General features: G+C 46.4%; 1 protein-coding gene. It reads right to left on the reverse strand.

Features of this window, described 5'->3' with window-relative positions; translation table 11 throughout:
- On the reverse strand, positions 1-687 hold a 687-nt coding region (locus R7Z50_RS27705), incomplete at its 3' end, for a PAS domain-containing protein (RefSeq protein WP_318149782.1).
- Position 688 lies beyond the last annotated feature (1 nt).

The following is a 688-nucleotide window of genomic DNA, read 5'->3' on the forward strand; positions in this document are numbered from 1 at the left end:
CTCACAACGATTTTTCATCCACAAAAGGGAAGCCGAGATATCCGTTGAAAAACCGAGAAAAAGCACACGCCCTGAATTGAATGTGAGGCGATAGATACACAAATGATGCGCTTGGTTGCTGCCATTGGCTGTACGGCTAAGAAGATTGCCGCTCCAATACCCTTCTTCATCAATGTGTTTCCAAAGCTGATCGTAAAACGCTTGGCTATGGTGAGAAGTGCTGAAGATGTAGGTTTTTAACCCAACGAGATCGCGATTTTGATAGCCCATCTGAAGCTCAAAGGCGCGATTGCAACCAAGAATACGCGTGTCTTCATCGGCAACGAGTACGCCGACGTTTGGCAAATCGAAGATGGTTTCAAGAATCTTCGCCAGCTCTTCACACCCAGTGATGGTCAGCTGAGGAATGATTGTGCCTTGAACAATCCGCTCGTTGAGCTTTTCAAAACTCATGGTGACATGAATGAGCTTGGCGTCATTAGGCATTAAGCAGCATGAAAAATGCCCTTGCCCCCCCATAAATTCGACGTCCGCAATGCGTTGACGACAAGCCTCTTGCTGCCCCATCAACATATATTGAAGCAGCTCATCTAAACTGTTAATCGGACGTTTAAAGCCAAAAGCATTGGCCATGCTTGGTTGGTCGCATTCAAACGCACGATTATAGATGTCATAAGACCATTCCACG

Source organism: Vibrio sp. 1249-1 (assembly GCF_033340495.1).